The sequence below is a fragment of the Bacillus cereus group sp. BcHK124 genome (assembly GCF_027712065.1).
Lineage (GTDB): Bacteria > Bacillota > Bacilli > Bacillales > Bacillaceae_G > Bacillus_A > Bacillus_A pacificus.
Window position 1 is genome coordinate 93,078 of sequence record NZ_JAQFPJ010000011.1, and the last position, 26,050, is coordinate 119,127.

Genomic DNA, 26,050 nt, shown 5'->3' on the forward strand with positions numbered 1-26,050 from the left:
GAATGAGTAATTTGTATACCACAATTTAACTGGTGATTAAGGTAATATTAAGACAATACATTTATGATAGAAGCAAGTATGCAGACGAAATATGTCATATATGTTATTTTTATAGAAGTAGTTCTTTCGATGCGGGGGAAATTAAGACATAGAAACGAGGGAATGAATTGAAGTATGGTTCTACACTTTTTGATCTTCCAAAAAGAAATATATTAATTTCTAGCATTATAAGTAGTATGGTGACTTTATTAGTAATAACTATGCTGTTTATGATTTTAAAGGTTTTTAATTTAGACATAATGAAAGCTCATTTAAATCAAAATCTTGTTTTAATTGTTATGATGATTTTCATATGGGGCATAACATTTTATATTTCACATTTTAATAAAAAAGAGATGTCTATACTTAGGGCATCCCTACGAGTGCATTTTATATTATTTTTACTAGCTCATACAGTAGCGTTATTTTATATTGTCATGCAAGTTAATATGAGTTTCATAGAGGCAATGAATTGGATTTACTTTTATAACATGCAGTTTATATTAAGTTTTGTAGCAATTTATGCAATATACATTCTTGTTTATAATTTAATAGGCAAGGTTTTTCTAAGTATGATTTTAACGAGCTGTACGTTAGTCATTTTAGGTATTGTGAATTATTTAAAGCTTATTTTTAGAGGTGATCCGCTGTATCCTTCTGATTTCACACAAATTATGCATATGCAATCTGTTATACCGATGGTGATGGACTATTTTAGCTGGAGTTATATTTTTGTCATTATCTTAAGTATCGTGGCTTGTATTGTAGCAGGGATATATATGAGAAGATATATTCAAAATGTAAAGACTCATCTAGGAATAAGAGCTTTATTAGTAGTAGGATCTATTTTTGTTCTATATGCGTATGGTAATTTTGCGAACACATTTATGGATAAAGTATTTCAAAAATCAGGTGTAGATTTTGTTTTGTGGGATCAAAATGAGAACTATGCTTCAAATGGTTTTGTACTTGGGTTTATTAGCAATTTAGATACAACAGTTATGGAAAAACCAAAAAATTATTCTAAAGAAAATATGCTTCAAATAGCAAACGATATAAAAAAACAATATAGTGGAAATATAGAGAGCCAAAAGAAAAAAGAGAAACCGAATATTATTTTTGTAATGAGTGAATCGTTTTGGGATCCGACGAAAGTAACTAACCTTTCTTTTAGTGAAGATCCTGTACCAAATTTGCATCATTATATAGAAAACTTTCCTGGTGGACAAACTATTTCTCCTACATTTGGGGGAAATACGGCGAACGTTGAATTTGAGGCATTAACGAGTTATTCAATGAGTTTGTTAAAGCCAGGTTCTATACCATATCAGCAGGTTATTACAAATAAGAAAGAAATTCCATCAATCCCTACGGCGTTGAAAAAAGAAGGGTATTACACAAGTGCAATTCATTCATTTGGTCGCTCATTTTTCAAACGCGATGACGTATACAGGGTGTTAGGGTTTGATAAGTTTAATGCAGCTGATACGATGGAAAATGTCGATATTGATGGAGATTATATTAGTGATTTAGCGATGAGTAAAGAGATAATTGCTGAGTTAGAGAAACAAAAACAACCTACATTTATTCATGCAGTTACGATGCAAAATCATTTTCCATTTACAGAAGGCCGATTTGGTGAAAACCTAATAGAAATTAGCGGTCTAGATAATGAAGAATCAAAGGGAGAATTAGAAACGTATACAGAAGGGTTAAGACGTTCAGATGAGGCTCTTCAATATTTAATAGAGCAACTAGATAATTTAGATAGACCTACATTATTAGTGTTTTTTGGGGATCATCTTCCATCATTAGGAAAAAATAAATCTTTTTATAAAGAGAATGGGTATATAACGAATGAAAAAACACCGAGCGAACGTTTAGCGATGGCCCAAACGCCGCTATTAATGTACGCAAACTTTGATATGCCAAATGATAATTTAGGTTTAGTAAGTCCAATTTATTTTTCTAATCTTATTTTTGATTATGCAGGATTAAATAAATCTTTATTCTATCAATTTTTATCGGGATTTTACAAGGAAATACCGGTGCTTAGAGATGAATTAAAAGTTGATAAAAATGGAGAAGTAATCAATGATTTAACAAAGAAACAAAAAGAAATGTTAGAGCAATATAAAATGCTCCAATATGATTTACTCGTCGGAAATCAATATAGTAAAGATATCCTCTTTAAATAAAGTGAAACTTTAATCAGTGGTGGGGGTCTTCATCCCCCACTGATTATCAGCCCTCACCAATTGGACTTTTATGGGTAGCCCGACCCCCACCTAACTTCTTTGCTTTACTGAATTTTGAGGTGGGGGTCTTAGTGCCCGTTAAAGCGGGATAAAAGAAACAAAAAGAACTTGTATAACGATACAAGTTCTTTTTTATAGTATTTAACGGGGTAACCAGACAAGCTGGGTTTAGGGAGTATTACTTGTACATTTAGTATAAATGAAAATGTAATCGTTTTATCAATTGATTTGTGAGAAATGTGTGAATTTTAACGTTTTTGAAAACTACGTTCCTATCGATACGATTTGGCATAGGTTTTTATGAATGCAAAAACTTTATAAGTTCTTCGTTTAATTCATCCGCTTGATCGATTGGGGAGCCGTGACCACTATTGGTGAGAGGATGTAACTGAGAATTTTTAATCCGCTTTTGCGTAAGTTCAGCGCTTTTGTATGGGATAAGTTGATCGTGAATACCGTGGAATATTTTTGTTGGCACGTTAATTTTACTTAAATCTTTCGTTACATCTTCATTTGCGGCTGCTTGCAATATTTTGATGAGAGCATAGGAAGCAGACTGCATACCGAGATAAGAAAACCATTCTAACGTAGCGAATCCTAAGTTTCTATTAAAAAATGATAAAGACACATCATTTAAAAATTTAGGTAGATTAGCATACATTTGATTAATGAGAGTATCTGCTTGTTCTTTTGGGACACCATAGGGAGATTCTTGATTTTTAACGAAAGAGGGGGAAACGGCATCGATTAATACAAGTTTAGAAATACGTTGACCATTATAGCGAGACATGTACCGAATGGAAAGAGCACCGCCTACTGAGAAACCGACTAATGTAGCATTTTCGACTTGAAGTGCTTCTAGGACAATGGCGATATCGTCTGCTAAACGATCGTATGTGTAACCAGTCCATGGTTTATCGGATTGCCCATTTCCGCGTATATCCATAGCGATGCAGCGGAAACCGTGCTGTGGTAATACGTTGAGCTGATATTGGTACATTTGATGATTTAAAGGCCAACCGTGAACGAAGAACACGGTTTTACTACCGGGACCGGGATTAACATCTTGCACAAAAATATGCACATCTTTCTCGACGGTAACAAACATGAATGAGCCTCCTATTCATACGCCAGGAGCGTAGGTTTTCGTTCTATTAAGACACCAAACTTTCCTTCATTTTTTACCATTTATATAAAATCTCTCCCACATAATATACGTATTATTGTTTATAATTTTTATGATTACATATCGTCTGAAAGTATTAAAGCGTTGGGATGATTTTCCTCAAATGTTCGATTTATCTTTGTTTGTATAAGAAAATCATTTATTATAATAAATGGTATTCTTCGAGATATTATGTTGAAGGGGTGTTGAAGTGAAAGAAAGTTTTCTATCATATAAAGAAGAAGAAAGGAATGCCAAAATCTTTTTGTGGGTGCTATACGTCATTGTTGTTTCATACCAAATTCTCTATGCAATCGTATTAGAAAATAAATCACTAACGGATAAGGGACATAGCATACTATGGCAAGTTATTTGCGGAACTGCAATACTCGGTGTAAATGTATATTTAATAAAAAAAGAGAAAGTGAATTTTGTGAAATATGCATGTGTATTTGCATACATAGGAATAGAAATTGCTAACATACTTTCGTATATGCTTTATAATAAGGCGGCATTTGATGGGGTAAATATAATAGAAATTATTCTCATCTTCTTTGTACCTATATTTTTAAATAAAAAATATTTTGTGTTTGTACTTTCAACTATTGTAGGGAAATATGTAATTTACTTATTTGTATTAAAGGAAGTAAAAGGATTTATGTACCTCATTATGTATACACTCATATTAATAGCGGTATACATCATTTTAAATCGATTTATACAATACCTTTCAGCGGTAAAGGAAAGTATTAAGATTGCTAGTGAATCACAAAAATTAGCAGTAATCGGAAAGATGGCAGCGACAGTGGGACATGAAATTAAAAATCCACTTGCTTCATTAAAAGGGTTTACGCAATTACAACGAGAGAAGCATGAAGAGGACCCTATTTATAAACAGATGATTTTTGAAATAGAAAATATGAATAATATGATAAGTGAATTGATGGAAGTTGCTACATGTAAACCCTCTATTTATAAAAAACATAATATAGGTGAAATTGCATTACAAGCAGTAGCAATTCTTCGAGAAAAAATGAATGAATCTACTGTCCAGCTTATGTCTAATATCGAAGAAAAGATAATAGAAGTTGAATGTGATGAGCGAAAAATAAGAGGGGTCTTTCTATATGTCATAAAAAATGCTCTGGAGGCAATGGAGCAAGGTGGCACATTAGAGTTACGATTAGAAAATAAAGGACAAGATTATGTAATGTTAAGTGTAATCGATAATGGTTACGGTATTAAGAAAGAAAATGTGGCTCGTGTTACAGAAGCTTTTTATACAACAAAACAAGATAAAATTGGTTTGGGACTTACGGTAGCAGATCGAATTGTCAACGAACACCTTGGTACGTTACATATTTCAAGTGAAAGAGATAAGGGAACGAGAATAGATATTATTCTTCCAAAAAAGTGTGGAAATAATGAAATACAAGTGGGAGAAAAGCTAGGAGTTACCATATGAATAAAGACGGTATATTTAAAAATGAAGAAATGAAGGCGCTGAAAATATATTTAAGTTTATTTTTCATTATATTTTTTGTATACGATCTTGCCTACGAATTTATTGTACCTTTAATAGGAGGAGAGCAAGAAGGAGTAGGACAATTTGAAGATGGTTTAGGGTTATGGCTTTATTTTCTGATGGTGGTTTTATTTTGCATTGGAATATACTTTATGAAATGGAAAAATCCATTTGCAGTAAAGTATATTATTCTAATTGGATATAATCTATTAGATTTTATCCATAATATTATGATTTACTACGGTAGTGATGCTGAGTTTGATGGTGGGAATATAGTAGAAGGATTTTTTATTTTATTTGCCCCACTTTTTGTGAATAAAAGATATTTTTGGTTAGTTCCGAGCATACTTGTTGGAAAATATGCTCTTATAGGAATCATGATTCACTCATCACTCGTTTTAATCCCGATGGCATTATATAGCGTATTTACTATCATATGTTGGATTATGTTTTTAAGGTTCCAATCTTACGTTCGTACGCTTGAGATGATGAATAAAGAAATACAACAAACAGAAAAGTTAGCAACTGTTGGGAAAATGGCTACAGTTATTGGTTCCAAAATTAAAAGACCTTTAGCTAATTTAGATAAATTTGTAAATAAGCAAGCGGTTAAATATCCAGAGGATAAAATATATAGTGATATTATGAAACAAGAAGTAGAACGAATTCATACAATCGCTACAGAACTTAGTGGATTTGAGAAATCTAAATCAATAGAATCAGAAGTTCATAATATAGAAGAAATTATCGCGTATGTTATTCGAGTTATGGGGAAGCCTGCTTTAAATCAAGGTGTGCACATACAAGGTATTTATAGTAAAGACATACCATCGATTACATGCGATGAAAAACGATTAAAACAAGTGTTTTTTAATCTAATTAAAAATGCGATTGAAGCAATGTCAGTTGGCGGAACGATTACGATTAAAGTGACTGTAGAAGATGCAATCATTGTTCAAGTTAAGGATGAAGGTTGCGGCATTCCAAAAGACAAAATCCCGAAGCTAAATGAAGCCTTTTACACAACAAAAGAAACGGGAACAGGTTTAGGCTTAGTAGTTACAGAAAAAATTATTAAAGATCACAACGGTAAAATAAGTTTTGAAAGTGAAGTTGGGGTTGGAACGACGGTGAAGGTTGTATTGCCGATATCATGAAAAGTTATTTTAAAAAGGGAGATCACTTATTTGAGAGTGAACTCCCCTTTTTTTGAATAAAAATTCAAAATTGTTCACACTATTAGTGCAGTATATGGAAAATAAAATCCGAAATATGGTTATTTTGCAGTGAAAGTATATAATGAACTTGTCTGTTATTTGTTAACCCGAATCTCGGGTCTTTTTTGTGGAATAAATGGTTTTAAGTGTGAGTTTATAGATCAGTGATTAGGAAAATAGAATATACAGCACTCGCAGTAATTCCAGGGTTAATATAAAGGGATATAGCATCTCCTCTCGAAACAAGGTTTCCAGTTGTAATACTAGTCCAAGTTACAGTAGCGGGACCTACTGCGGGAGTAGGATTAAATACTTGAATTTGTCCGGAACCAGTATCCGTCGGTTTAATGGAAAATACTATAGTTCCGGTAATTTTGTCTGTGGTAGTTAAAGTAATAGTAGTTAGAATGTAACTGGAAGTAGGAGCGGTGAGGTTTGTAGGGACATTCCTGCAAATATCAATTGTATAAACAGCAGCAGGTAAGTTATTTACATTTATAGACGCCGTAAAACCAACTATACTACCAGATCCAGCAGTGACATACGGAATAACATTGGAGTCAATTCCAGGAGATCCCGCTATACGTTGAAAACCAGCATTTGTTCCTTGAAACACAATACTTTTTGCTGAAGCACTACCAGCGGAGCCAGTGGGCCCAGTGATGCCAGTGGGTCCAGTGATGCCAGTGGGCCCAGTGATGCCAGTGGGTCCAGTGATGCCAGAAGGTCCGGTGCTTCCGGTGGGTCCAGTGATGCCAGTGGGTCCAGTGATGCCGGTGGATCCAGTGATGCCGGTGGGTCCAGTGATGCCGGTAGATCCGGTGCTTCCAGTGGGTCCGGTGCTTCCAGTGGGTCCGGTGCTTCCAGTGGACCCAGTGATGCCAGAAGGTCCGGTGCTTCCGGTGGGTCCAGTGATGCCAGTGAATCCGGTGATGCCAGTGGGTCCAGTATGCCCGGTGGGTCCAGTGATGCCGGTGGATCCGGTGCTTCCAGTGGGTCCGGTGCTTCCAGTGGGTCCAGTGCTTCCAGTAGATCCGGTGTTACCAGCAGGTCCGGTGATGCCAGTAGATCCGGTGCTTCCAGTGGGTCCGGTGCTTCCGGTAGATCCGGTGTTACCTGTGGGTCCGGTGCTGCCGGAAGGTCCAGTGATACCAGTGGATCCGGTGCTTCCAGTGGGTCCAGTGATGCCGGTAGGTCCAGTGATGCCAGTGGGTCCAGTGATGCCGGTGGGTCCAGTGATGCCGGTGGATCCAGTGATGCCGGTGGGTCCAGTGATGCCAGTGGATCCGGTGATGCCAGTGGGTCCGGTGCTTCCAGTGGACCCAGTGATGCCAGAAGGTCCGGTGCTTCCGGTAGATCCAGTAATACCAGTGGGTCCAGTAGGCCCACTTTCTACTAATACGATATAATCTGGAGATACATTAGGAAATCCTTGAGGTGCATCCTTTTTTACAACATAGCCGCTGCTCGTATAAGTAACAACTTGTCCGGCTTTATAGTTGGGAGCGGCTGCAAGACTAAAGGCGGTAGTACTTTGTAAGCCAGCTCCTGTACCCCCAGTAGCGCCGGTAGCTCCAGTGGGTCCAGTGATGCCGGTAGGTCCGGTGATGCCAGTGGGTCCGGTGATACCAGCAGGTCCAGTGCTTCCAGTGGATCCGGTGATGCCAGCAGGTCCAGTGCTTCCAGTGGGTCCAGTGATGCCGGTAGCTCCAGTGGGTCCAGTGCTTCCAGTGGATCCGGTGATGCCAGCAGGTCCAGTGCTTCCAGTGGGTCCAGTGATGCCGGTAGCTCCAGTGGGTCCAGTGCTTCCAGTGGATCCGGTGATGCCAGCAGGTCCGGTGATACCGGTAGATCCGGTGATGCCAGTGGGTCCAGTGGGTCCAGTATTCCCGTTAGAACCACTGGGGCGTCTGCCATCGCAACTAAAACAATTACGTGGGTACATGTATGTTCTCCTTTCTATATTTTGAAAATCTAGTTTTTAAAATAGAACTACTATATGTATATTAGGAATTCTATATTTTTGTGTGGTTGATTGTATTGTGTGTTTAGATTTTAACAGTAGGGTGAAAGTGTATTGTATATCGAATTTTTTCTATTTTAAGTTTAGTAAAAAGAGATAGCTAAATTAGCTATCTCTTTAAAAATTTATAACCACCATTTTTCCTGTGGAACCAAAGTAACATCTACTTCAAAATTCTCTTTAAACCAATCATACATCAATGTTTCTTTCACTAAATATTCAGAGGCAGAGTGTGATACACCGATGAGTGACATATTCGTTTCTTTTACGTAATCCATAATGAGCGAGTATTTCTGTTTACCGTAATTATTGTCGATATGGCAATGGATTTCCCCAGTAATATATGCTTCAGCACCTTTTGCTTCTGCTTGTTTCATGAGAGAAACGACATCGCCACATCCCGCAATAATTGCAACTTTTTTGATAGAATCATGTTGTTTACCTTCGAAGTCTGTATAAGGAATATGGAAGAGATTTTTTAGACGCTTTTGGAGTGCTTCTGTGGATGTTTCATCTATTTCACAAATAAGGCCAACTGGCTCTTGTTCTGGGCCTTCATATGCAAAGCCGTCAACTACGTGAGCATGTAAGACTTTTGCAATTGAAATGCTCGTTCCATGCGTTTGATGAATATCCATTGGTCCGTGACATGTATATATAGAAAGTTGTTTTTCTTTTATCGCTTGCAAATATTTTTCAGGTATTGGAATAAAACCACGACCTGATTTTCCAAGCGGATCACCGCATTCCATTACAAGTGGGTGGTGCATAAAAAGTAAATCACCAGATGTGGATTGTGAAATGAATGTTTCAAGAACGTCATTTGTAGGAAAAACAGCTAAAAATACTTTATTTACAGTTTCAGCTCCTCGTATCATAAGACCGTTAAATAGCTCAATAAAATTGGCTTCAAAAAAATTTTGCCATGGAAATGGGATAGGATCATATACGGCCGGGATAAATCGACTAAAGGCACTGTCTTTTCCGTATTTTTCTATTTCGAATAAATGATTGAGTGATTGTTCTATTTCTTTTAAAGTTGGCATGTTATCCTCCTTGAATTAATTAGATGTTTTTGTTTTTCATAGCAAAATAAGAAAGAAGCGGATAGAAAACAAATAAAACCTAAAATCCAACCAATAGAAGGAGTATAGGGAAATATGTGGTGTAATACTATACCGCTAGAAATAAAAAAGCTACCGAGTAGACCTAGGAAGATGGGGTATCGTAGTAATTTGAGCATGAGTGATACAACCTCCTTTACTACATACATTGTATATTGTTCATAATTTTCTGTATATATCTTTTGAAAAAAATGATGGTACAATATATGAAGGATACGAGAAGAGAGGATGAAGATTAGAGTATGTACGTTACTGTAACAGAAGCAGCATATAAAAAGATTGTGGATACGATTCCAAATGAAGCGAAATATATAAAGTTATTTTACGATAATGAAGGTTGCGGTTGTGTAATGAGCGGAATTATCGATTTAGTAGCTGTAGCAGAAAAAGATGAGCGCGATGTGGATATTGAATCAAGCAAGTTTAGCTTTATTGCAGATCGCACAAAGCTTGTATTTATGGATGATAAGTTAACAGTTGATTGGCATGAAGGTGGAGGGACTTTTCAACTGAAGAGCCCGAGCCAATTTTATAATCCAAATATGAAGTTACATGTTCGAGTGTAGTAAAGGAAAGGTGGTTCCAAAATGTATTTTGGAACCACTTTTTTTATTGAATAAGCTGCTATTTTTGTCGTTTTTTGTTGATAAGTCGATATATTTAAAAAATCGCTGATATAATTCGAGTTGCGCTGATATATTCGAAAAATCGCCGATATAATCGGAGTTACGCTGATATATTCAGAAAATCGCCGATATAATTTCATGTACCAAAACGTTTCATACAATACAAAGGTTTTTTCACATAATGAAATGTACATATGATTGAATTTTCTGTATAATCATATTTGCGGAGGGGATACGCATGAGAAGATGGGGAATTGAATTATTAATTTTAGCAGTCGTTATTATTTGGGGGATTAATTTTACGATTGCGAAATATGGACTTTTAGAATTTACAGCAATTGAATTTACTGCACTTCGGATGATATCAGCGGCACCGCTTATGTTACTCCTTACATTTTTTATTGAAAAGTCGGTTTATATGGAGCGCAAGGATATACCTAGATTAATTATCGTTAGCGTTGTAGGTATTGTACTGTATCAAACGTTATTTATGGAAACTGTAAAATATACATCCGCTACTAATGCCTCTTTACTCATTTCTATTTCACCTATTTTTACAACTGTATTTGCGATTATCTTAAAACAAGAAAAGTTTTCTTCTCGAAAGCTTATCGGTTCAATCATTGCCTTTTGTGGTGCAGCCTTAGTTTTAGTAGCTGGGAATTCACTTGCTAGTTCTTTTTATGGAAATGGGATTGGACTCATTACATCAATATGCTGGGGGCTTTATCCTGTTTTAGCAAGCCCATTAATTAAAAAATATTCAGCGCTACGTGTTACCGCATGGTCAGCACTAGTTGGCGCGATTCCACTCTTGCTTTTAAGTGGACCATACGTATTTATAATGCCATTTCACATTACACATGGAATAACACTATTCGCTTTACTATATTCTATTTTCTTTGTAACAGTGTTCGGTTTAGTGATGTGGTATGTTGGTGTTCAAAAAATTGGAGCGTCACATACGATGGTATATATGTATATAACGCCACTTGTAGCTGTTTTATTTGCAGCTGTATGGGCAAATGAATATGTATCGTTTCAACAAATAATCGGTGGAATTATTATTTTCTTCGGTTTATGGTTTGTGAAATCGGAGAAAGTAAAAGTGCATTCTACTGCGGGGGAACCTATATCAAAATAGGAAAACAGATCACCTATGATCTGCTTTCCTATTTTTTTATTTTTGGTAAGAATATGAGAAATAAGATAGCAGTAACAAGAGGAATTAAGTTTAAAAATGGAATACGGAAGAGTGTGATAAGAATAATACCTGGAAGAAGGACACCGAGGACAGCGTAGAAAATACTATGGTTTTTCGTGTACCAATACAATGAAAGTCCAATAAGTGCAGGGATAATGAGGTGAATGAGAGCCATTAAAAAATAAATCATTAGACGCCCCCTTTATTTGTGTACTTATTACATCATATCCGTATGTTCATAGATTGATATCAATTTTTTCATAAATGGACGAAAAATGTTTGAAAAAACGTCACAAATTATGAAAATATGATGTTGGAAATCTTGTATAATATTATTTTCTAAAAACATTTAAACAACATAAACATTGTGTTTATGTTGTTTTTTAATTTGAGTGAAATGGGTTTAAGTAGTATGAACTTGAAAGAAGTCTTTTGTTGGATAGATAAAAATTACTGAAGAAGAGGAGAACAGCATGATTAGTATGTCGTTAAGGTCGTTTAAAATTCAATCGTATTATATACTAGGTTTTCTTTTGCTAGGCTGGATGGTAACACCGTTTTCAGCACATTTTTTAGGTGCAGGAATTGGACTTATTGTAAGTATGTATTGCGTGTGGCTTTTAGGGAGACGAATTGAGAAGCTTGGAGATAGTATCGTAAAGAAAACGAAAGCACCGACGCTCGGTATGTTTAATCGTTTTGCGGCTGCTATTTTGGGCGCTATTATTATGTACGAAATTGAGCACCATATGGTTATGTGGGCATTTGCAGTAGGGATTATGGGCGGTTATTTTTTAATCGTCGTTAACTTAGGTTATTATAGTATGAAAGATGAAAAGGAACTAACCAAAAGATAAAAAGCCTCTTTTTAGATGGAATAGAGGATCTAGCGAGGGATATATCAGTAAGTTATATGTGTAAAAATGAATTTACCCTGGAATAAGGGATCCGGCGATGAATAGTACAATAGGAAGCGAAACTTTTCATAAAATACAGGTTTCTCCTTCCAATAAGTTAACATAAAATCACGTAATAGTATGACTTTTATGTTCTTTAAAAAAGTTGGATATAATACAAAAAACTATTCCGATAATTAGAATAATATATTTTATTGTTTCGCTTGTATGCTCAAATACATTAACGTTAAGCATTACAAGTCCCCAAAACATTTGAATCGCTCCGTAACTGAATAAAATTTTTCCTGTACGAGAAAAATTTTTCATAAGCTTCACCCTTTCCTGTATATGTAAATTATAGCATAGGAAACTAAAAATGAATGATTATAAAATGAATTTTCTGTAATTTTATAGGTGACGGTAAGTGATTTATGAGCTAAGTCACTATATAAGATATAGAAAGAAGCTTACGTAAAAAACGTAAGCTTCTTTTTTATGTAAGTGTGTGTAACCGTTAAGCCGCATTGGGTTTTGTCGGTGAGTACGCGAAACTTTACGATTACACGACACTTATTCATATGAGTAAAGGGTGATTCCAACAGAAAGTTTGCACTTAAGCGATTGGGCCGCCTAAGTTAATAATGTCTTCAGATACGCTGTCGAACTTTTTGAAGTTAGCTTTGAATTCATTTGCAAGTTCGATTGCTTTTGCTTTGTAAGCAGCTTTATCAGCCCAAGTTTGTTCAGGCATTAACACTTCGTCAGGTACACCTGGTACGTGAAGTGGAACTTCAAGACCGAAGATGTCATGTTTAGCTGTTTCAGTTTTCGCAAGTTCACCGTTTAATGCTGCTTGAATCATTGCACGAGTGTAACCTAAGTTCATACGTTTACCAACGCCGTATTCGCCACCAGTCCAGCCAGTGTTTACTAAGAATACTTTCGCATCGTGTTTCTCGATTTTTTCACCAAGCATTTCAGCATAGCGAGATGCATCAAGTGGTAAGAATGGTGAACCGAAGCAAGTTGAGAATGTTGCTTGCGGAGATGTAACACCGCGCTCTGTTCCTGCTAGTTTACTAGTGTAACCACTTAAGAAGTGGTACATAGCTTGTTCTTTTGATAACTTACTGATTGGAGGCAATACGCCAGATGCATCAGCAGTTAAGAAGATAATTGTATTTGGGTGTCCTGCAACACTTGGCAGTACGATATTGTCGATCGCATGCATAGGGTATGCAGCACGAGTATTTTCTGTTAAAGTAGTATCGTTATAGTCTGCGATACGCGTTTGGTCATTAATGATAACGTTTTCTAAAACAGATCCAAATGTGATTGCATCGAAAATTTGTGGTTCTTTCTCGTGAGAAAGGTTTACACATTTCGCGTAGCAACCGCCTTCAATATTGAATACACCGTTATCAGACCAACCGTGCTCATCATCACCGATTAATTTACGGTTTGGATCAGCAGATAATGTTGTTTTACCTGTTCCAGATAAACCGAAGAATAGTGCTACATCGCCTTCTTCACCTACGTTTGCAGAGCAATGCATAGAAAGAATATCTTGTTCAGGTAATAAGAAGTTCATAATAGAGAAGATTGATTTTTTCATTTCTCCAGCGTATTCTGTACCACCAATTAGTACGATACGTTTTTCGAATGAAACCATAATAAATGCTTCAGAGTTTGTGCCGTCAACAGCTGGATCAGCCTTGAAATTCGGTGCAGAAACAATTGTGAACTCTGATTCATGAGTTGTTAATTCTTCTTCAGTTGGACGAATGAATAATTGATGTACAAATAGATTGTGCCATGCATATTCATTAATAACTTGAATTGGTAGGCGGTAATTACGGTCAGCGCCTGCAAATCCTTTGAAGACGAATAACTCTTCTTTCTCTTTTAAGTATTCTAAAACTTTCGTATATAATTTATTAAAATGTTCTTCAGAAATCGGTTGGTTCACTGCTCCCCAAGCAATTTTGTCAGCAACCGATGCTTCTTTCACAATAAATTTATCTTTAGGAGAACGTCCTGTATATTTTCCAGTTGAAGCAGAAACGGCACCAGTCGAAGTTAATTTCCCTTCATTTCGCATTAATACTTTTTCCACTAATTGCGGAACACTTAGTTGAATCTGTGCATTGCTTCCGTTCAATAATTCGTGTAAACCAATTTGGACATTCACAGTACTCATATTTATATACCATCCTTTTCATTTAATGAAATATTTCTCGTAATCCCCAACAAGAGTATAACACAATTATATAAATAATGTATACTATTTATTTCTTTTTGTTTGTGTGAATGCATTATTTCCTTATTAATATTTCATTTCAGGCGCACTGAGAAAAACTTTCAGGAAAATGTGAATATTAATTGACAAATGAATATCATTTCTTTAGTATAGGTTGGGACGGATACTCTCTTATCCCGAGCTGGCGGAGGGACAGGCCCGATGAAGCCCAGCAACCTCACTTGTATTGGTAAACACAAGTGAATAGGTGCTAAAACCTGTGCGAGGCTACAGGTCTCGAACGATAAGAGCGAAGGGCAAAAAGCAGTATGCAAGTAGCAAATTAAACCTTTCCTCTCTATTATGTAGGAAAGGTTTTTCTGTATGCTTGTGTGGGAGAATAAATGTATGTCGCAATCTGTGGCAAATTAAGGATGAGTTCCGTACAATATATACAATTACTGTAGGGAGGTTTACCACATGACAAAAAAACGTCATCTGTTCACATCTGAGTCTGTAACTGAAGGACATCCAGATAAAATTTGTGACCAAATTTCTGATTCAATTTTAGATGCGATCTTATCAAAAGACGCAAATGCACGTGTAGCTTGTGAAACAACTGTAACAACTGGTTTAGTATTGGTAGCGGGGGAAATTACGACTTCTACTTACGTAGATATTCCAAAAATCGTTCGTGAAACAATTCAAGGCATTGGTTACACACGCGCAAAATACGGATTCGATGCAGAAACTTGTGCAGTTTTAACATCTATCGATGAGCAATCTGCTGACATCGCTATGGGTGTTGACCAAGCGCTAGAAGCACGCGAAGGTCAAATGACTGACGCTGAGATTGAGGCAATTGGTGCAGGAGACCAAGGTTTAATGTTTGGTTTCGCATGTAATGAAACACAAGAGTTAATGCCACTTCCAATCTCGCTTGCTCACAAATTAGCTCGCCGTTTAACTGAAGTACGTAAAGATGATACATTATCATACCTACGTCCGGATGGAAAAACGCAAGTTACAGTTGAGTATGATGAAAATGGTAAACCAGTACGTGTTGATACTATCGTAATTTCTACACAACATCACCCAGATGTTACATGGGAAGAAATCGATCGCGACTTAAAAGAGCACGTAATTAAAGCTGTAGTACCAGCAGAATTAATCGATGGAGAAACAAAATTCTTCATTAACCCAACTGGCCGCTTCGTAATTGGTGGACCACAAGGTGATGCTGGTTTAACAGGACGTAAAATCATCGTTGATACTTACGGTGGATACGCTCGCCACGGTGGCGGTGCATTCTCTGGTAAAGATGCAACAAAAGTTGACCGTTCTGCAGCATATGCAGCTCGTTATGTTGCGAAAAACATCGTAGCAGCTGGTCTTGCTGAAAAAGCAGAAGTACAACTTGCATACGCAATCGGTGTAGCGCAACCAGTATCAATTTCAGTTGATACATTCGGCACTGGTAAAGTATCTGAAGACGTACTAGTAGAACTAGTTCGTAACAACTTCGATCTTCGCCCAGCTGGTATTATTAAAATGCTAGACTTACGTCGCCCAATTTACAAACAAACAGCAGCTTACGGCCACTTCGGACGTACTGATGTAGATCTATCATGGGAACGTACAGACAAAGCTGCAGCTTTAAAAGAGCAAGCTGGTCTATAATATATGAAAAAAAGCTTTGCGCGGTGAGCGCAAAGCTTTTTTTATTTATAATTACGTTGGAATAAAGCGAAGAGTTCAATGTCATGCCAAGTGCCGTTGCGGAATATAGCTTCTTTACAAGTTCCTTCATGTTGAAAACCGAGTGATTTATATAATTTAATTGCTCTATCGTTAAAAGAAAATACTCGTAAAGAAAGGCGATGTAAATTTAATTCTAAAAATGCATAATTCAATAATAAGGTGAAAGCTTCCTTCCCATAACCTTGTCCCCAGTAATCCTTTTTACCAATATCAATAATGCATTCAGCGTTTCGATTATACGAATCAATATGAATTAAAGAAGTAATGCCAATTGGAAGGTTCGTAGCTTTTTCTTCAATGATATAGCTCTTAGCGTTTGGAGAATGAATAAATTGCTGGCAAAGTTTTTCTGTATCTTGAAAGGAATATTTATCAAGGTTAAGTGTAGTTGAACTCATAACGTCTATATCATTATGCCATTTATAATACGTTAGAATATCATCTTCGGAAAACTTTCGTAACTGGATACGGTTTGATTCAAACAATATAAGCCCACCTTTTGTATTTACTAGTTTTTGTTCATTATTTCAATACACGAGCTACAATAAATGTGTCCTTCTAGTTCAATATACTTTCTTATATTAGTCATACCACTTGGCGGAAATGGCATATGAATCCACGCTTTTTCATACGTTTGTATTTCTTTCCCGCATGATTTACAAAGGATTATATATAATCAGCCTTTCATTTGACGTGCTTTGCCCGCGCAAAAAGCACTGCTTAGTAAAAATAGTGTTGCAAATATAATGCTCACCAATGTCGCGTATGGGATTGCTCCTTTTAAGGAAAAGCCGACAGTGATGGAAGCGATGAATAAGAGGATGAATGTTGTTGTTAATTTTTTGTATAGTTCCATAATGAATCTCCTTTTTAAGAAGTATATAGTGTCATCTATCTGATACATATGTGGAAACTATTCCTGTAGAGTGAGTAATACCACCATCAGGCATAATAGCATACAATTTTAAAAAGTTAATATCGAACCCGTAAGCGATGCATTGAAAAAGGGATAATATAGTTAAGAATGGTATAATGGGTACGTATCGTTTTATATTTTGAATCATGAAAAGTTCCTTTATATGGATAAATATACTTATATTGTATCATGTTGAATTCTTTGATTCATACATAATTTTACAATGAAATGAAAGGAAAGATAAAAAATGAGCGTAACCGAACATAAAAAACAAGCGCCAAAAGAAGTGCGTTGTAAGATCGTGACGATTTCCGATACACGTACAGAAGAGACAGATAAGAGCGGACAACTATTACATGAATTGTTAAAAGAAGCAGGCCATACAGTGACATCTTATGAAATTGTAAAAGATGATAAAGAAAGTATTCAGCAAGCAGTTTTAGATGGTTATCATAGAGAAGATGTAGATGTTGTATTAACAAATGGCGGTACTGGCATTACGAAACGCGATGTGACGATTGAAGCAGTATCAGCGTTATTACATAAAGAAATTGTTGGATTTGGTGAGTTGTTCCGCATGATTAGTTATTTAGAAGATATCGGAAGCAGCGCAATGTTAAGTAGAGCGATTGGTGGTACAATTGGGCACAAAGTAGTCTTCTCGATGCCAGGATCTAGTGGCGCAGTTCGTCTTGCGATGAATAAATTAATTTTACCAGAATTAGGTCATATTACATTTGAGTTGCATCGCCAATGAGTAAGTGGGCTGGAATTGTATTAGCGGGCGGTATGTCGAGTAGATTCGGTGAGCCGAAAGCATTAGCAAGCTGGCAAGGGAGTACGTTTATTGAGCATATTTTGAAAGTGATGACAAGTGCGCTCCAAGAAGTTGTAGTCATTAGTCATTCTCATATAAAAGAGCGAGTAGAGGAATTCGTACAAGTTCCTGTTATCGAAGATATTCCGCATTATAAAGGGGACGGACCACTTGCTGGAATTGTATCAGGAATGGAATATATAGAAGCAGATTGGTACGCTATTATGCCTTGCGATGCGCCAAATGTTTCGCAAGAATGGTTTACCATTTTGCTCGAGCAAACGAGCAAGGAATACGATGCGGTTGTACCTATTATTAATGGAAGGAAACAACCGTTACTTGCGGCGTATCATAACCGCGTGAAAGAAAAGATTTATGCTTTGCTTCAGGAAGAAAAAAGAAGTATGGACCAGCTTTTATCACAATGTAATGTGAAATATATTGCTGGTGAAGATGTACAAGCAAATGCGGATTGGTTTATAAATGTGAATACGAAAGAAGAATATGTGCAGGCTCAAAAAGACCTTTCAAATGAATGAAAGGTTTTTTGGTATACAGAAATTGGGGAACAATTACTGTATAAAGGTATGTGAGTAAGTTGATTTTAAGGGGAATTTCTTAAAATCACTATACAGTTAAAATACTGTATAACCATATTTTAATTTTTATGGGTTTTTATTACAAGTCTATTTAGTTATGTTTATTTTTGTTATAATGAATATAGGAATAAAGTGATATTTCACCTTGTGTATTATTTATCCGACTTTAATGGGCAGTAAGACCCCCACCTCAAAATTCAGGAAAAGCAAAGAAGTTAGGTGGGGGATCAACTGCCCATAAAAGTCCGATTGGTTCAACTAATAATCAGTGGGGGATGAAGAAAACCCCCACTGATTAAAGTTTCACTTTATTTAAGTAAAGTTTACAACTGTGTAATAAACTCCCTTCGTTTTTTGAAGGGAGTTTTTCTATTTAAGCAAGTAACTCTGATGCGTTATGTTGAAGGACTTCTTCATATTGGTTAAGCAAGCCACGAAAGATCTCATCCCAGCTTTTTGATTTCGCATAAGATGAAGCTGCTATTCCCATCTGCTCCAGTTTTTCTTCACTTTGTAATAAAGAATAAATGGATGATAGAAATGCGTCCTCATTTTTGGGCGGACAAAGAACTCCCGTTTTTCCATCTGTAATAATATTTTTAACTCCACCACTATTTGCACCGATGACAGGTGTGCCGCATGCAAGCGATTCAAGTACGACATTTCCAAATGTTTCAGTAGTTGATGGAAATACCATCAAGTTAGAACAAGCATATGCTTCAGCTAAATCCACGCCTTGTAAATAGCCAGTAAAAGTGACATTTGTTTTCGAAACATCTTCACGAAGACTTGTTGCTAGAGGACCGTCTCCTGCGATGAGCCAATGAATATCGTTTCGAGTATGCGTTGATTTAACGATAAGATTTTGCAACGTATCAATATCTTTCTCAGGAGCAATCCGTCCAATATAGGAAAGGACGTACTTCGCTGTAATATTATATTTTTTTCGGAATAGGTCTGTATTATAAGCTGGATGAAAAAGATTGCAATCCACACCACGTCCCCATATGGAGAGGGCCTGAAAGCCTTTATGTTTTAATTGATGTAATGTTTCAGGGGATGGAACGAAATTTTTTTGCATATGACTATGAAACCATTTTAAATAGTTCCAAAGCATATTGGAGAGAAATTCGATTTTGTAATAGCGTAAATAAGCATCGAAATCAGTATGATAAGAACCGACAACTGGTATGTTTAACTTTTTTGCATAATACAATCCACAAAGTCCCATGTTGAAAGGTGTAGCAATGTGAATCATGTCAGGTTTAAAGGAAAGAAGTTCTCGTTTAATGCGCGGAGTAGGAAAAGAAAAGCGACATTCTGGATATAATATTGTTAACGGGATACTTCTCATCTTGTTCACATTCGCTACGAAATTATCTTCAGCTGTATGCTGAGGAGCGAAAACAGAATAGGCGATTTTTTCTTTCTGAAAATATCGTGTTAACCGCTCTAACGTTTTCGCAACCCCGTTCACTTGTGGGGTAAAAGTATCGGTAAAAATGGCGACTCTCATCATATCACTCCTTTATGTGAAAAGTGGGATGAATTGATAAAAAGAGATGATGCCAGAGCAAGTGCCGAGGCACATACCGACGAATACATCAGACGGATAGTGAAGCCCTAAATAAATGCGCGAAATACCAACGCATAATGCTAACGGTAATAGGAAAATAAGTAAGCTTGGATCATAGCAAATAAATGGAATAAAGACAGAGAAAACAGCTGTTGTGTGACCAGACGGGAAAGAGTGGTCTTGTAATGGATGGACTGGATATTTTGCATCTTGAATTGTTAAATAAGGACGTTTTCGTGGATACCATCTTTTTAATATTTGCACAGGGACATGGCTAATTGCTAACGAAATAGCAGTTGCAATTGCAGCTTGGTGCAAAGTTCCATCTGCGAAAATTAAAAAGAACAGTGTGAGTGCGATGGAGAAAGTCGCGCCACCGATATGAGTAATATTGCTGAAAAAGACGTTTAACGTTTTTTGATCAAAGTATCGGTTAATTCCTTTGAAAATGTAACATTCTATTTTATACAGTCCACTGACCTTCATGAAAATTCTCCTCCCTCGTTTACATATATATGGAGATATTAGCTTTTATTTTAATAAGATTTTGTTGAGGGAGTAATAATGTTTTGTAAAGAAAAAGTTAGATTTTATATAAAAAAGCTGCCAGTGTTATGGCAGCAGTAAAATCATTTTTGTAGTGATTTATAATATTGACCTTTTTCAACGTATTGCGTGCGAATTCGCTCCATGTCTTTACGGTCTTCCTCTGTTAATTCACGAACGACTTTCGCTGGACGACCGAAAGCTAACGTGTTTGGCGGGATTTTCTTTCCTTGTGAAACGAGGCTGCCAGCACCGATAAAGGCTCCTTCGCCAATTTCAGCACCATCTAATATAATAGATCCCATTCCAATTAAAGCATCTTTTTTAATATGACAGCTATGTAAAATAACTTGATGCCCAACTGTAACGTCATCTTCTAAAATAAGAGGATACTGTGGGCTTTGGTGGAGTGTACATTGATCTTGTACATTTACCCGGTCTCCGATGATTGTTGGTGAAACATCGCCGCGTATGACTGTATTAAACCAAATACTTGATTCTTCGCCAACGGAAACATCACCTGTAATGGTAACGTAGTCAGCGATAAAAGCACTACTCGCAATTTTCGGATTTTTTTCTTTATAAGGATATATCATGTAAAGCCTTCCTTTCCTAGAGACTAGTTTCAGTGTATCAAATTATGAAAAAGAGTGAAATGGAGGAGGTTCGTATGTGGAATTACGAAGCGGAGGAAGCAAAGGCTGTAATCGTTATTGTGCACGGCGCGATGGAATATCACGGACGTTATGAAGCCGTTGCGGAAATGTGGAATCATAACGGCTACCACGTCGTGATGGGAGACCTTCCGTCACATGGAACGACTTCAAGAAATAGAGGACATATTGATTCATTTGATGAATACATAGAGGAAGTTAAATTATGGGTGAAAGAGGCAAGAAAGTATAGGTTACCTATTTTTATATTCGGTCATAGTATGGGTGGTCTTATCGTCATTCGTATGATGCAAGAAACGAAGAGAGAAGATGTAGACGGTATTATTTTAAGTTCGCCATGTTTAGGCGTATTAGCTGGACCTTCTGCACCGCTGCAAGCTGCCTCAAAAATATTAAATATTATCGCTCCAAAATTGCAATTCGCAACGAATCTTACAGTGGAAATGTCAACTCGTAATCATGAAGTGAGAGACGCGATGGAGAATGATTCATTGTTCTTGCGCAAAGTATCAGTACGTTGGTATAGTGAATTGATTAAGTCTATCGAAATTGCTCATAAGAAAATAGATGATTTTCCAGACGTTCCACTCTTGCTAATGCAAGCATGTGAGGATAAACTTGTAGATAAAACACGTGTCCGCACTTGGTTTGATAATGTTAAAATAAGTGATAAGGCTTTTAAAGAATGGCCGAATTGTTATCATGAGTTATTAAATGAGTATGAGCGTGATGAAATTTTGAATTATATTCAGGCATTTACTGAAATACGCATCAATAACATAATAGAAACAAATAAGTAAATTATTTGTACATTGAATAGAGGAGATGAAGGAAGAAGTGAACGTACCGAGTAATCCCATAACGCTCATGGCGAAAGTATACCGTGATGTGTTTCCGGTTGTACACCATGAGCTAGCGATGTGGAAAGAGCGTGCCTACCATATTCCGAATGATGAGCTTCATAGTCAGGCAATCGCAAGTATTGAGCATAAAACGTTTCATTGCGAAGGCGGTGGTATTTTAGCGCTATTAGCAAATGAACACCGAGAGGAATGTATTCGTTTTATCGTAGCGTATCAAACGATCAGCGACTATTTAGATAATTTATGTGATCGCAGTACATCACTTGATCCAAATGATTTTGCCGCGTTGCATGAATCTATGTTAATGGCATTATCACCTGAAGTAGAAGGTGGCGGTAATTATTATCGCTATCGTGATGATCAAGATGATGGTGGTTATTTAGACGAACTTGTTGAAACATGCCAAGATGTTTTAAAGAAAACGAAGCACTATGACAAAATTGCTCCTATTCTTCATGAACTTGCTTGTTATTATTGTGATTTGCAAATTCATAAACATGTAAAATTAGAAGAAAGAGAACCACGATTACAAACATGGTTTGAAGCGCATAAAGAAAACTTACCGGAGATGAGTTGGTTTGAATTTTCAGCATGTGCTGGTTCTACACTTGGAATCTTCTGTCTTGTCGCATATGCCTTCCATGATGAATTACATGATGAAGATATTGCGAAAATTAGACAAGGGTACTTCCCTTACGTACAAGGACTTCATATTTTACTTGATTATTTCATTGATCAAGAAGAAGACCGTATAGGTGGAGATTTAAATTTCTGTAGTTATTACGAAAACGAGCAAGTGATATTAGATCGTATGAAACATTTTGTAGAAGAAGCAGAGAAGAGCATTGGTGACTTGCCTCATGCGAAGTTTCATCGCCTTATAAGCCGAGGATTACTTGGTATTTATTTATCAGATCAAAAAGTATCAGCACAAAAGAATATGCACAAAATGGCACGGCGCATTGTAAAATACGGGGGTCTCACTTCACGATTCTTCTATTGGAACGGGAAGATGTACCGAAAGAAAACAGCGCAGTGATGAAGAAAACCACTCATGTAGAGTGGTTTTTTGTTATAATATGGTAAAGGTGGTGGCGAAATGAAGCAATTATTTCAAAAGCTATATGACCATATTGAAATAACGTTACTCGTGCTACTTTCCGTTTCATTTGTAACTGGAATGTATATGATGATGAATAGGCCAAGTGGTCCTACTATGATGGATTATGTGCCACAAGTAATAATTGGCACAATTATTATAGTAGATATTGTCTTTTTAATAAGTGGTAGAAAAAAAGAAAATAGTAAATAAAAAGCATTTGTACACGGTAGTACAAATGCTTTTTCACTATGAGCGTATTTTTGAAAATACATATATAAGAAGTTCAATCGCAAAAATAACTAACACAGATAGTCCAAATAAAGGCATGACAGCGCCTAGTATAACCATCATGATAAAGAAAACGATTATGCTTTTCTTATCTCTTTGCTTTGGCGGTGCTGCTAATTTTCCTTTCGGTTTTCTTGCTAACCACATTTTTATTCCGTAATAAATGAGAAGTAATAAAGATAATGTCGTTAGTAAGCATAATATTTTATTTGGCCATCCGAATAAATGACCTTCATGAAGCGGGATACCATAAGTGAACCATTGTGCAAATAAGCCATAATCACGATAGTCCGTTTTTGAAATGAGTTTTCCGCTATATTGATCAAAGTAAGCTGTTATTTCTTCATTTGGTGCCACATCCATGCCCGTAATACCAGAACCGCTTGATTTCGAAACGGTGAATACACCTTTCGGATCAGTTGGTAGTGAAATAACGTATGGCTTCTTTATTTCAATTCCTTTTTGTAATGTATCAACTGAAATTGCTTTTGGCTCATTCGAATTCGATTCAGGAGGAGCTTCTTTTCTAGTTGCCCACGGCAATTCTTTTACCTTTGATTCAGGCGGTGCCATATACAACTTTGGATATCCGATCGATTCATTCGACGATGCGATTTTATAAATTTGGTTGCCCATAAATCCTGACCATGGCAATCCAGATGCGACTAGCAGAACGAGAGGAATTGTAAATATAATACCGATAATAGAATGACGTCGTTTTGCTTTTTCTCGCTTATTGGATGCCAGTGTGTTTTTGAATTGGCGTATACTCATATAGAGCCCAGTAGCAATTAAGAAGATTGTCCAACATGCCGCAAGTTCTACAGTATAGTTGACGACAGTGCCACCAACTAAAAGAGAACTATGTAATTCACGCATTATATTCGCAAACGTTTCACTTGCATTTTGATCCCCAACAATTTGATTATTGCTATCTAAATACACATACTTTTGTTGTCCCGTATATTCATTTGCAATCGTAAGTCTCGTATTATAATCCCCATTAAACTCACTAATTTTCGTCACACTATAATGTGGATATTTTTTCTCTGTTAAGGAAATAGAATCAGCCATCGAAATAGATTCTGTTTGAGCACTCTTCCCAAAATATAAATCTTTATAGATGAAATCCTCAACCTCTTCCCGAAATAAATACCCAATTCCGCTCAGTGACAACGTAATAAGAAGCGGTGTAATAAAAAGCCCAGCATAAAAATGCCAACGCCAAAAAATGTAATGAAGCGAACGATTTACTTTCATACTTTCAGTTCCCCTAACCTTCCCTATATGAATAACTACTTATTTAATATAGCGAGATTAAGTGTGATTACTTTGAAAGAATTGTGAAGAAAGTTAAAAGTTTTTAGGGATTTTATTGATGAGACATATAATAAGTAATGCAAAGCTTAGTTGAATGAATCAGCTCTTCATCTCCTTTTTGTAGCCTAATTTGAAGTGCCTTTTGAAAATAGGTAAGGGCGGTGTGGAAGTCACCCTCATCTAATTTGCTTTTTCCATAATGTTGGTAGAAGAAGTCTTTATAAGTAGGAACGTTCGGCAACATATGTTGAAGCTCGGTAAAAAGTGTATTTGCCGTATGGAAATTTTGTTCCCAATGATATGTATGTGCGAGACGAAGTTTGTTAATAAAAATCCCTTGGATGTTGTCTGTTTGTGTGTAATATTCAATGGCCTCCTGTACGTAATACTTACTGTCAGAAAGGTTGCCAACGATTCGTTCATAAACACCGATTAATCCGCAGTTTTTTCCGTATAACGATTCTTTATGTAAATGTTCTTTCACAAATACAATCCCTTGCTTCATTTCAGCAAGGGATATAGGCTTTTCTCTAAGATTTTCATCAAATGTGTATCCCATTTCAAAAGGTATATTCATTTGGACCCCCTTATATTTTCTACATACATCCTAACAATTGCTTTTGCAAGACATTGAGAGGAATCAACAAAATCCTCACTCGCCACCACATTCAAATCGGTACATGCGATAATTGCCGTATCAACTTCCTCTCTCAATTTTAAAACGAGCGCATTCCACAATTCACGAGCTTCTTCAATCTCTCCAGATTTAATCCAAGTAATAATTTGATTAATCATTTCCTGCCATGTTTCATGATGAATGTACTCTATATCACGTTTTGTAATCCCATCTTGGTAAATCCCAGCTTGAACAGTTGCTTCCGTTGCAAGAAGAGCGACTCTTTTTACGTTTTTAGGAATTGCTTGTAACGTTTCATCAACTATATTCAAAATAGGAATAGAAAGAGATCGCTGTAATTCTTCAAAATAAAGATGCGCTGTATTACACGGCATAGCGATAAAGTCTACGCCAGTACTTTCAAGTTTTTGTGCGCCTTTAATAATCGCTTTTTTCATCGCTTCGTGATCAATAGGGCGATCCATGTAAAACGGGGTTGGGCACGAGTAAATCATCATATGAGGAAAGTCCATATCATGCTTTGCTCCGTATATTGTTTGGCACTTCGCTACAACTGTATCGACGAATGGCCCAGTTGATTTTGGTCCCATTCCTGCTAGTATTCCGATCATTGTTTTGTCTCCTTTAATATGTAA

At 36.5% G+C, this 26,050-nt stretch carries 29 protein-coding genes and 1 riboswitch; of the genes, 14 read left to right on the plus strand and 15 right to left on the minus strand.

Features of this window, described 5'->3' with window-relative positions:
- The first annotated feature begins 167 nt into the window (after nt 1–167).
- Nucleotides 168–2,237 (plus strand): LTA synthase family protein, encoded by a 2,070-nt coding sequence (locus PDK19_RS17325; protein WP_049113376.1) that lies wholly within the window; start codon nt 168–170, stop codon nt 2,235–2,237.
- A 358-nt stretch (nt 2,238–2,595) separates the two neighbouring features.
- Here the strand turns inward: PDK19_RS17325 and PDK19_RS17330 are convergent, their stop codons facing one another.
- The gene (locus tag PDK19_RS17330; RefSeq protein ID WP_049113378.1) at nt 2,596–3,405 is read right to left on the minus strand and encodes an alpha/beta fold hydrolase; all 810 of its coding nucleotides are present in this window, start codon (nt 3,403–3,405) and stop codon (nt 2,596–2,598) included.
- A gap of 268 nt (nt 3,406–3,673) precedes the next feature.
- Between PDK19_RS17330 and PDK19_RS17335 the strand changes: the two genes are divergently transcribed.
- Both PDK19_RS17335 and PDK19_RS17340 read left to right on the plus strand, forming a co-directional pair.
- The gene (locus PDK19_RS17335; protein ID WP_000664877.1) at nt 3,674–4,927 is read left to right on the plus strand and encodes an ATP-binding protein; all 1,254 of its coding nucleotides are present in this window, start codon (nt 3,674–3,676) and stop codon (nt 4,925–4,927) included.
- Nucleotides 4,924–6,144, plus strand: a complete 1,221-nt coding sequence (locus PDK19_RS17340) for an ATP-binding protein (RefSeq protein ID WP_001030617.1) — start codon at nt 4,924–4,926, stop codon at nt 6,142–6,144. Before PDK19_RS17335 ends, PDK19_RS17340 begins: the two co-directional genes overlap by 4 nt.
- A gap of 214 nt (nt 6,145–6,358) precedes the next feature.
- On the opposite strand, the gene PDK19_RS17345 is transcribed toward PDK19_RS17340, so the two are convergent.
- Nucleotides 6,359–7,264, minus strand: a complete 906-nt coding sequence (locus tag PDK19_RS17345) for a collagen-like protein (RefSeq protein ID WP_442868812.1) — start codon at nt 7,262–7,264, stop codon at nt 6,359–6,361.
- 160 nt (nt 7,265–7,424) lie between these two features.
- Here PDK19_RS17345 and PDK19_RS27320 point away from each other — a divergent pair, with 160 nt between their 5' ends.
- Nucleotides 7,425–7,613, plus strand: coding sequence for a hypothetical protein (locus PDK19_RS27320; protein ID WP_218823852.1), 189 nt, complete (start codon nt 7,425–7,427; stop codon nt 7,611–7,613).
- Nucleotides 7,614–7,793: 180 nt separating this feature from the next.
- Nucleotides 7,794–8,174 (plus strand): histidine kinase, encoded by a 381-nt coding sequence (locus PDK19_RS17350; protein WP_270707701.1) that lies wholly within the window; start codon nt 7,794–7,796, stop codon nt 8,172–8,174.
- A gap of 178 nt (nt 8,175–8,352) precedes the next feature.
- Here the strand turns inward: PDK19_RS17350 and PDK19_RS17355 are convergent, their stop codons facing one another.
- The gene (locus PDK19_RS17355) at nt 8,353–9,273 is read right to left on the minus strand and encodes a Nif3-like dinuclear metal center hexameric protein (protein ID WP_049112595.1); all 921 of its coding nucleotides are present in this window, start codon (nt 9,271–9,273) and stop codon (nt 8,353–8,355) included.
- On the minus strand, nt 9,261–9,500 hold the full coding sequence (locus PDK19_RS27480; RefSeq protein WP_392387985.1) for a hypothetical protein: 240 nt from the start codon (nt 9,498–9,500) through the stop codon (nt 9,261–9,263). Before PDK19_RS27480 ends, PDK19_RS17355 begins: the two co-directional genes overlap by 13 nt.
- Before the next feature lie 93 nt (nt 9,501–9,593).
- Between PDK19_RS27480 and PDK19_RS17360 the strand changes: the two genes are divergently transcribed.
- Nucleotides 9,594–9,917 (plus strand): iron-sulfur cluster biosynthesis family protein, encoded by a 324-nt coding sequence (locus tag PDK19_RS17360; protein WP_000289576.1) that lies wholly within the window; start codon nt 9,594–9,596, stop codon nt 9,915–9,917.
- 298 nt (nt 9,918–10,215) lie between these two features.
- Complete coding sequence (locus PDK19_RS17365; RefSeq protein WP_001255401.1) at nt 10,216–11,121, plus strand: DMT family transporter; 906 nt, start codon at nt 10,216–10,218, stop codon at nt 11,119–11,121.
- Nucleotides 11,122–11,149: 28 nt separating this feature from the next.
- Here the strand turns inward: PDK19_RS17365 and PDK19_RS17370 are convergent, their stop codons facing one another.
- Nucleotides 11,150–11,371 (minus strand): hypothetical protein, encoded by a 222-nt coding sequence (locus PDK19_RS17370; RefSeq protein WP_000639044.1) that lies wholly within the window; start codon nt 11,369–11,371, stop codon nt 11,150–11,152.
- A gap of 283 nt (nt 11,372–11,654) precedes the next feature.
- On the opposite strand from PDK19_RS17370, the gene PDK19_RS17375 reads away from it, so the two are divergent.
- Nucleotides 11,655–12,038, plus strand: coding sequence for an ATP synthase subunit I (locus PDK19_RS17375; RefSeq protein WP_000624920.1), 384 nt, complete (start codon nt 11,655–11,657; stop codon nt 12,036–12,038).
- A gap of 168 nt (nt 12,039–12,206) precedes the next feature.
- On the opposite strand, the gene PDK19_RS17380 is transcribed toward PDK19_RS17375, so the two are convergent.
- Both PDK19_RS17380 and pckA read right to left on the minus strand, forming a co-directional pair.
- Complete coding sequence (locus PDK19_RS17380; RefSeq protein WP_014893464.1) at nt 12,207–12,404, minus strand: hypothetical protein; 198 nt, start codon at nt 12,402–12,404, stop codon at nt 12,207–12,209.
- 286 nt (nt 12,405–12,690) lie between these two features.
- The gene (pckA, locus tag PDK19_RS17385) at nt 12,691–14,277 is read right to left on the minus strand and encodes a phosphoenolpyruvate carboxykinase (ATP) (protein ID WP_000108802.1); all 1,587 of its coding nucleotides are present in this window, start codon (nt 14,275–14,277) and stop codon (nt 12,691–12,693) included.
- A gap of 228 nt (nt 14,278–14,505) precedes the next feature.
- Nucleotides 14,506–14,627: riboswitch (SAM riboswitch) on the plus strand.
- A 169-nt stretch (nt 14,628–14,796) separates the two neighbouring features.
- Between pckA and metK the strand changes: the two genes are divergently transcribed.
- On the plus strand, nt 14,797–15,996 hold the full coding sequence (metK, locus tag PDK19_RS17390) for a methionine adenosyltransferase (RefSeq protein WP_000163115.1): 1,200 nt from the start codon (nt 14,797–14,799) through the stop codon (nt 15,994–15,996).
- A gap of 41 nt (nt 15,997–16,037) precedes the next feature.
- On the opposite strand, the gene PDK19_RS17395 is transcribed toward metK, so the two are convergent.
- The gene (locus PDK19_RS17395; protein ID WP_000464115.1) at nt 16,038–16,562 is read right to left on the minus strand and encodes a GNAT family N-acetyltransferase; all 525 of its coding nucleotides are present in this window, start codon (nt 16,560–16,562) and stop codon (nt 16,038–16,040) included.
- Between the two features lie 191 nt (nt 16,563–16,753).
- Nucleotides 16,754–16,933, minus strand: coding sequence for a hypothetical protein (locus tag PDK19_RS17400; protein ID WP_000424797.1), 180 nt, complete (start codon nt 16,931–16,933; stop codon nt 16,754–16,756).
- Between the two features lie 307 nt (nt 16,934–17,240).
- Between PDK19_RS17400 and PDK19_RS17405 the strand changes: the two genes are divergently transcribed.
- Both PDK19_RS17405 and PDK19_RS17410 read left to right on the plus strand, forming a co-directional pair.
- The gene (locus tag PDK19_RS17405) at nt 17,241–17,750 is read left to right on the plus strand and encodes a MogA/MoaB family molybdenum cofactor biosynthesis protein (RefSeq protein WP_000117137.1); all 510 of its coding nucleotides are present in this window, start codon (nt 17,241–17,243) and stop codon (nt 17,748–17,750) included.
- On the plus strand, nt 17,747–18,349 hold the full coding sequence (locus PDK19_RS17410) for a molybdenum cofactor guanylyltransferase (protein ID WP_000049470.1): 603 nt from the start codon (nt 17,747–17,749) through the stop codon (nt 18,347–18,349). The genes PDK19_RS17405 and PDK19_RS17410 overlap by 4 nt, the downstream gene beginning before the upstream one ends.
- 433 nt (nt 18,350–18,782) lie before the next feature.
- Here PDK19_RS17410 and PDK19_RS17415 read toward each other — a convergent pair whose 3' ends face one another.
- From PDK19_RS17415 to PDK19_RS17425, 3 genes are all read right to left on the minus strand, one after another.
- A complete protein-coding gene (locus PDK19_RS17415; protein WP_001261614.1) occupies nt 18,783–19,925 on the minus strand; it encodes a glycosyltransferase family 4 protein in 1,143 nt (380 codons plus the stop codon).
- 12 nt (nt 19,926–19,937) lie between these two features.
- Nucleotides 19,938–20,471: a phosphatase PAP2 family protein gene (locus PDK19_RS17420; RefSeq protein WP_000868590.1), complete on the minus strand. Its 534-nt coding sequence runs from the start codon at nt 20,469–20,471 to the stop codon at nt 19,938–19,940.
- Nucleotides 20,472–20,614: 143 nt separating this feature from the next.
- Nucleotides 20,615–21,127 (minus strand): gamma carbonic anhydrase, encoded by a 513-nt coding sequence (locus tag PDK19_RS17425; protein WP_000640209.1) that lies wholly within the window; start codon nt 21,125–21,127, stop codon nt 20,615–20,617.
- 74 nt (nt 21,128–21,201) lie between these two features.
- On the opposite strand from PDK19_RS17425, the gene PDK19_RS17430 reads away from it, so the two are divergent.
- From PDK19_RS17430 to PDK19_RS17440, 3 genes are read left to right on the plus strand one after another with little or no spacing between them, the layout of a single operon-like run.
- A complete protein-coding gene (locus PDK19_RS17430; protein WP_049110713.1) occupies nt 21,202–22,005 on the plus strand; it encodes an alpha/beta hydrolase in 804 nt (267 codons plus the stop codon).
- Nucleotides 22,006–22,042: 37 nt separating this feature from the next.
- A complete protein-coding gene (locus tag PDK19_RS17435) occupies nt 22,043–23,107 on the plus strand; it encodes a tetraprenyl-beta-curcumene synthase family protein (RefSeq protein ID WP_001102457.1) in 1,065 nt (354 codons plus the stop codon).
- Nucleotides 23,108–23,167: 60 nt separating this feature from the next.
- On the plus strand, nt 23,168–23,380 hold the full coding sequence (locus PDK19_RS17440; RefSeq protein WP_000811313.1) for a hypothetical protein: 213 nt from the start codon (nt 23,168–23,170) through the stop codon (nt 23,378–23,380).
- Nucleotides 23,381–23,416: 36 nt separating this feature from the next.
- Here PDK19_RS17440 and PDK19_RS17445 read toward each other — a convergent pair whose 3' ends face one another.
- From PDK19_RS17445 to PDK19_RS17455, 3 genes are all read right to left on the minus strand, one after another.
- Nucleotides 23,417–24,718: a PepSY-associated TM helix domain-containing protein gene (locus PDK19_RS17445; RefSeq protein ID WP_000867814.1), complete on the minus strand. Its 1,302-nt coding sequence runs from the start codon at nt 24,716–24,718 to the stop codon at nt 23,417–23,419.
- Nucleotides 24,719–24,830: 112 nt separating this feature from the next.
- Entirely contained in the window at nt 24,831–25,355 is a 525-nt protein-coding gene (locus tag PDK19_RS17450; protein ID WP_270707710.1) for a hypothetical protein, read from the minus strand.
- The gene (locus PDK19_RS17455) at nt 25,352–26,026 is read right to left on the minus strand and encodes an aspartate/glutamate racemase family protein (protein ID WP_270707712.1); all 675 of its coding nucleotides are present in this window, start codon (nt 26,024–26,026) and stop codon (nt 25,352–25,354) included. Before PDK19_RS17455 ends, PDK19_RS17450 begins: the two co-directional genes overlap by 4 nt.
- Nucleotides 26,027–26,050 lie beyond the last annotated feature (24 nt).

Excerpts from the sequence above, each read along its gene's own strand:
- PDK19_RS17420 (WP_000868590.1), bottom strand. The coding sequence starts at position 20,471 with ATGAAGGTCAGTGGACTGTATAAAATAGAATGTTACATTTTCAAAGGA.
- PDK19_RS17375 (WP_000624920.1), top strand. The coding sequence starts at position 11,655 with ATGATTAGTATGTCGTTAAGGTCGTTTAAAATTCAATCGTATTATATA.
- PDK19_RS17415 (WP_001261614.1), bottom strand. The coding sequence starts at position 19,925 with ATGAGAGTCGCCATTTTTACCGATACTTTTACCCCACAAGTGAACGGG.
- metK (WP_000163115.1), top strand. The coding sequence starts at position 14,797 with ATGACAAAAAAACGTCATCTGTTCACATCTGAGTCTGTAACTGAAGGA.
- PDK19_RS17455 (WP_270707712.1), bottom strand. The coding sequence starts at position 26,026 with ATGATCGGAATACTAGCAGGAATGGGACCAAAATCAACTGGGCCATTC.
- PDK19_RS17350 (WP_270707701.1), top strand. The coding sequence starts at position 7,794 with ATGCCGGTAGGTCCGGTGATGCCAGTGGGTCCGGTGATACCAGCAGGT.
- PDK19_RS27480 (WP_392387985.1), bottom strand. The coding sequence starts at position 9,500 with ATGTATGTAGTAAAGGAGGTTGTATCACTCATGCTCAAATTACTACGA.
- PDK19_RS17445 (WP_000867814.1), bottom strand. The coding sequence starts at position 24,718 with ATGAAAGTAAATCGTTCGCTTCATTACATTTTTTGGCGTTGGCATTTT.
- PDK19_RS17400 (WP_000424797.1), bottom strand. The coding sequence starts at position 16,933 with ATGGAACTATACAAAAAATTAACAACAACATTCATCCTCTTATTCATC.
- PDK19_RS17430 (WP_049110713.1), top strand. The coding sequence starts at position 21,202 with ATGTGGAATTACGAAGCGGAGGAAGCAAAGGCTGTAATCGTTATTGTG.
- PDK19_RS17405 (WP_000117137.1), top strand. The coding sequence starts at position 17,241 with ATGAGCGTAACCGAACATAAAAAACAAGCGCCAAAAGAAGTGCGTTGT.
- PDK19_RS17330 (WP_049113378.1), bottom strand. The coding sequence starts at position 3,405 with ATGTTTGTTACCGTCGAGAAAGATGTGCATATTTTTGTGCAAGATGTT.
- PDK19_RS17440 (WP_000811313.1), top strand. The coding sequence starts at position 23,168 with ATGAAGCAATTATTTCAAAAGCTATATGACCATATTGAAATAACGTTA.
- PDK19_RS27320 (WP_218823852.1), top strand. The coding sequence starts at position 7,425 with ATGCCGGTGGGTCCAGTGATGCCGGTGGATCCAGTGATGCCGGTGGGT.
- PDK19_RS17410 (WP_000049470.1), top strand. The coding sequence starts at position 17,747 with ATGAGTAAGTGGGCTGGAATTGTATTAGCGGGCGGTATGTCGAGTAGA.
- PDK19_RS17340 (WP_001030617.1), top strand. The coding sequence starts at position 4,924 with ATGAATAAAGACGGTATATTTAAAAATGAAGAAATGAAGGCGCTGAAA.
- PDK19_RS17450 (WP_270707710.1), bottom strand. The coding sequence starts at position 25,355 with ATGAATATACCTTTTGAAATGGGATACACATTTGATGAAAATCTTAGA.
- pckA (WP_000108802.1), bottom strand. The coding sequence starts at position 14,277 with ATGAGTACTGTGAATGTCCAAATTGGTTTACACGAATTATTGAACGGA.
- PDK19_RS17425 (WP_000640209.1), bottom strand. The coding sequence starts at position 21,127 with ATGATATATCCTTATAAAGAAAAAAATCCGAAAATTGCGAGTAGTGCT.
- PDK19_RS17355 (WP_049112595.1), bottom strand. The coding sequence starts at position 9,273 with ATGCCAACTTTAAAAGAAATAGAACAATCACTCAATCATTTATTCGAA.
- PDK19_RS17360 (WP_000289576.1), top strand. The coding sequence starts at position 9,594 with ATGTACGTTACTGTAACAGAAGCAGCATATAAAAAGATTGTGGATACG.
- PDK19_RS17365 (WP_001255401.1), top strand. The coding sequence starts at position 10,216 with ATGAGAAGATGGGGAATTGAATTATTAATTTTAGCAGTCGTTATTATT.
- PDK19_RS17370 (WP_000639044.1), bottom strand. The coding sequence starts at position 11,371 with ATGATTTATTTTTTAATGGCTCTCATTCACCTCATTATCCCTGCACTT.
- PDK19_RS17380 (WP_014893464.1), bottom strand. The coding sequence starts at position 12,404 with ATGAAAAATTTTTCTCGTACAGGAAAAATTTTATTCAGTTACGGAGCG.